The following is a 613-nucleotide window of genomic DNA, read 5'->3' as shown; positions in this document are numbered from 1 at the left end:
CAAGAGAGCGTATAAAAGAGAGTGCATGCTTTCAACATGATACTTTGTATGCTCTTCATTCATTAACTCAGTGGATTTCTCCACATAAGGAAAAGTACTAATAAATAGTTTAATTAGATATTGATATGGATCATATGGATTTGGGCTTTCTTTTCTTGTTAATACATTTCTAAAATATCTCCCCAAACCACAGTATACTCTAGTAAAAACAGTATCCGCATCCCAAGGAATAATCTTTATTTCTTTTTTTTCAATTAAGATTTTTTCATCTGTAAAGTAATCACTTAATACAAAAAACTTAATCATTCTTTCTTCTAAACCACCATATGCACCATACTCATTATATACCCCACCTTGATTAGCACTTTCAAAAAAACGTTCTCGATTTTCCTGGTAGCTACCAACACATCTCTTCAATGGGTAGTTTTTAGTCATGGAACACCAAACAGAATTCCATCTACCCTCTGATTGATCAGGATTCAACCAAAAATTTACTAAAAGATGATGTGTAAAAAAATTACTGCCTACATAATCATTAACTAATGGTTGATAATCGCTAATATTCAATTCTCTAGTTTGGCCTGTCAGGAAGTACTCTTTAAGATACTTATGG

General features: G+C 32.0%; 1 protein-coding gene. It reads right to left on the bottom strand.

Annotation, left to right across the window (positions count from 1 at the left end):
• On the bottom strand, positions 1-613 hold a 613-nt coding region (locus KCG35_RS26045; RefSeq protein WP_215822830.1), incomplete at both ends, for a hypothetical protein.

Source organism: Zooshikella harenae, from assembly GCF_018837975.1.
In the GTDB taxonomy this organism is placed as follows: domain Bacteria; phylum Pseudomonadota; class Gammaproteobacteria; order Pseudomonadales; family Zooshikellaceae; genus Zooshikella; species Zooshikella harenae.
The sequence above is the reverse complement of the archived record's forward strand: the minus strand, read 5'-3'. Positions and strand labels throughout refer to the sequence as shown.